Genomic DNA, 2,967 nt, shown 5'->3' on the forward strand with positions numbered 1-2,967 from the left:
CGACTTGCATGTATTAGGCACGCCGCCAGCGTTCGTCCTGAGCCAGGATCAAACTCTCCAAGAAAGTTGATTAGCTCATTTGTTACGTTGGCTCGTGTTCTTACTATATTAATAGAAGAAACACGATAAATATTGTTTGTTTGCACGATTTTGTTTGTTTAGTTTTCAAAGAACAATATATCACTTTAATTAGCGACAGCGAAATTAACTATAACACTTCGCCTCATAGATGTCAACTTTTTTTGAAATTAACCTCGCCGCCTCAGCGACAAATAATACTATAACAAATAATCCGCATGTAAGTCAACTTCTTTTTGAAAAAAGTTTTAAACATATAAAGAAGTTTTTAAAAGCATCATACTCTCGAGTCAATTCCAGCAATATAACCCGGATTCCTTCATAAATGATTGCGTGAGTTGTTAAAAAGTACAAAAAAAAAACGCTAAGATGGGGCTGTTGACATTCTAATAGGAAATTTGAAAACCTGTGTAGAACTTTATTCTATACAGGTTTTTTTATTGGGGGAATTTCTATGATGGGTCGTAAAGATGATTATCAAAGTAGAATGGAGTTTATTGATTTAAATACCTTTGTTCCTTCAAATCATATACTCCGCCAAATTAATGAAAAAATTGACTTTTCTTTTATATATAACAAAATGGAAATGTATTATTCAAAACACGGCAGGAAATCCCTTGATCCTGTGCTTTTATTTAAGATGTTACTAATTGGTTATCTTTATAATGTTGATTCCGAACGAGAGCTAGAACAAGAAGTTAATTTAAATATAGCCTATCGATGGTTTTTAGGACTTGATTTAACTGATCCTGTACCTGACCACTCCACATTTAGTCAGAATCGACGGAGAAGATTTAAGGATAGTACAGTTTTTCAAGAAATTTTTGATCATATAGTAAAACTTTGTATGGAGAAAGGATTAGTTACTGGAGAAGTTATAGTAACTGATTCAACCCATATCAAAGCTAGTGCCTCAAAGAGTAAAGTTGAAAAGGTAACAGTGGAAAAGACTCCATCTCAATATTTAAATACTCTTGAATTAGAAGCAAAGAAAATTGAAAAAGAATTAGAGGAAAAAAGGAAAGAAACTGGAACGAAAAAACGGGGGAGAAAGCCAAAAGGTCCATCTACTGAAACAATCTCCGTTGTAAAAACAGATTCTGACGCTGGTGTGTTAAGTCGTCCTGGAAAGCCAACAGGTCCTCATTACTTAGCTCACACCAGTATTGATACAAAAAACGGGATTATAGTAGATATTCATCCGAGCCCAGGAAACATAAATGATTGTGAACCCTTCGTTGAAAGATTAAAGGTTATTCAAGACAAGTTTGAATTAGATATTAAAAGTGTTGGAGCAGACCGAGGATACGACACAACTCCAATTCATCATGGATTAAAAACTCTTGAAATAACTGGATATATTAGTCCAATTAAGTATGACAATGCTTTTGATACGACTTCCTACCGTGATTTTTTTTATAACAGAGAAACAGATACTTATACTTGCCCAAATCAAAAAGTGCTTACCTTTACTCATTTAATGAGTAAGGGTGAACAGTATTATAAGACATATTCAGCGAAAACCAAAGACTGTAAAGTCTGCCCTTTTAGAGAAAAATGTTTTGGAAAGACTGCAAGTAGGAGAACTATTTCTCGTCCTATTGCACATGAGTTATTAGAAGAAAATATTAAGAGGGCAAAAACAAATGAATACAAACTGGTTCAAAAGCTAAGAAGAGTTTGGTGCGAAGGTTCCTTCGGAACCATGAAAACAAAACACAACCTTTATAAAACCTATAAAAGGGGCATTGAAAAAATTCATGAACAATGTCTCTTTTCAGCGTTGGCATTAAACCTAAAACGAATGATAAAGGTAATGAATTAGCACTAAAAAAGGAAAATAAAGAGGGTATTAACTAATGAATTTCGATTATTGAGACAAAATGGGGAGGGAGCGAAGCTCCTTCCCCATTTTGTCAACAGCCCCAGATAAGCGTTTTTTGAATTTGTTTTTTTATGCGCCTTAGAGGATTCGAACCTCTGACCCTACGCTTAGAAGGCGTATGCTCTATCCAGCTGAGCTAAAGGCGCATTTTTGGCTCCGCAGGTAGGACTCGAACCTACGACCGATCGGTTAACAGCCGATAGCTCTACCACTGAGCTACTGCGGAACAATATGGTGGGCCTAAATGGACTCGAACCATCGACCTCACGCTTATCAGGCGTGCGCTCTAACCAGCTGAGCTATAGGCCCATATTTATGTGGAGCGGGTGATGAGAATCGAACTCACAACATCAGCTTGGAAGGCTGAGGTTTTACCACTAAACTACACCCGCATTTCTTAAATTGGAGGCAGCACCCGGATTTGAACCGGGGATAAAGGTTTTGCAGACCTCTGCCTTACCACTTGGCTATGCTGCCTTTAAGTATGGCTGGGCTAGCTAGATTTGAACCAACGCATGTCGCAGTCAAAGTGCGATGCCTTACCGCTTGGCTATAGCCCAATAATTTATAAAATAAATGGGGCGGCTGATGGGAATCGAACCCACGAATGTCGGAACCACAATCCGATGCGTTAACCACTTCGCCACAACCGCCATTATAAAATCATTTGGCAGGGGTAGTAGGAATTGAACCCACACCAAAGGTTTTGGAGACCTTCGTTCTACCTTTAAACTATACCCCTATACATGGTGGAGGGGGACGGATTCGAACCGCCGAACCCTGAGGGAGCGGATTTACAGTCCTTTGCTCTACCAACTGAGCTACTGAGCCACACAAAATCTATATCAACAGCAGTTGCCTACTGGGGATAAAAGTACGGTCTGGACGGGACTCGAACCCGCGACCTCCTGCGTGACAGGCAGGCATTCTAACCAACTGAACTACCAGACCAATTGCGGGGACAGGATTTGAACCTGCGACCTTCGGGTTATGAGCCCGACGAG

At 39.1% G+C, this 2,967-nt stretch carries 1 protein-coding gene, 9 tRNA genes and 1 rRNA gene; 1 reads left to right on the forward strand and 10 read right to left on the reverse strand.

Annotation, left to right across the window (positions count from 1 at the left end):
• A 16S ribosomal RNA gene (locus tag ACE198_RS27795) occupies positions 1 to 64 on the reverse strand; the annotation flags it as partial.
• 468 nt (positions 65 to 532) lie between these two features.
• On the opposite strand from ACE198_RS27795, the gene ACE198_RS27800 reads away from it, so the two are divergent.
• Positions 533 to 1,903: an IS1182 family transposase gene (locus tag ACE198_RS27800; RefSeq protein ID WP_375377783.1), complete on the forward strand. Its 1,371-nt coding sequence runs from the start codon at positions 533 to 535 to the stop codon at positions 1,901 to 1,903.
• A gap of 132 nt (positions 1,904 to 2,035) precedes the next feature.
• Here ACE198_RS27800 and ACE198_RS27805 read toward each other — a convergent pair.
• The 9 genes from ACE198_RS27805 to ACE198_RS27845 all read right to left on the reverse strand — a co-directional run bounded on the left by ACE198_RS27805 (position 2,036) and on the right by ACE198_RS27845 (position 2,914).
• Positions 2,036 to 2,109: transfer RNA gene (locus ACE198_RS27805), tRNA-Arg, on the reverse strand.
• 5 nt (positions 2,110 to 2,114) lie between these two features.
• Positions 2,115 to 2,189 (reverse strand) — tRNA-Asn (locus tag ACE198_RS27810).
• 6 nt (positions 2,190 to 2,195) lie between these two features.
• A tRNA-Ile gene (locus ACE198_RS27815) sits at positions 2,196 to 2,272 on the reverse strand.
• 9 nt (positions 2,273 to 2,281) lie between these two features.
• Positions 2,282 to 2,355: transfer RNA gene (locus ACE198_RS27820), tRNA-Gly, on the reverse strand.
• Positions 2,356 to 2,366: 11 nt separating this feature from the next.
• A tRNA-Cys gene (locus tag ACE198_RS27825) sits at positions 2,367 to 2,440 on the reverse strand.
• Positions 2,441 to 2,448: 8 nt separating this feature from the next.
• A tRNA-Gln gene (locus ACE198_RS27830) sits at positions 2,449 to 2,523 on the reverse strand.
• Positions 2,524 to 2,540: 17 nt separating this feature from the next.
• A tRNA-His gene (locus tag ACE198_RS27835) sits at positions 2,541 to 2,616 on the reverse strand.
• 15 nt (positions 2,617 to 2,631) lie between these two features.
• Positions 2,632 to 2,705, reverse strand: a tRNA-Trp gene (locus ACE198_RS27840).
• A 135-nt stretch (positions 2,706 to 2,840) separates the two neighbouring features.
• Positions 2,841 to 2,914, reverse strand: a tRNA-Asp gene (locus ACE198_RS27845).
• Positions 2,915 to 2,967 lie beyond the last annotated feature (53 nt).

It is taken from the genome of Neobacillus sp. KR4-4 (assembly GCF_042136325.1).
In the GTDB taxonomy this organism is placed as follows: Bacteria; Bacillota; Bacilli; order Bacillales; family Cytobacillaceae; genus Neobacillus.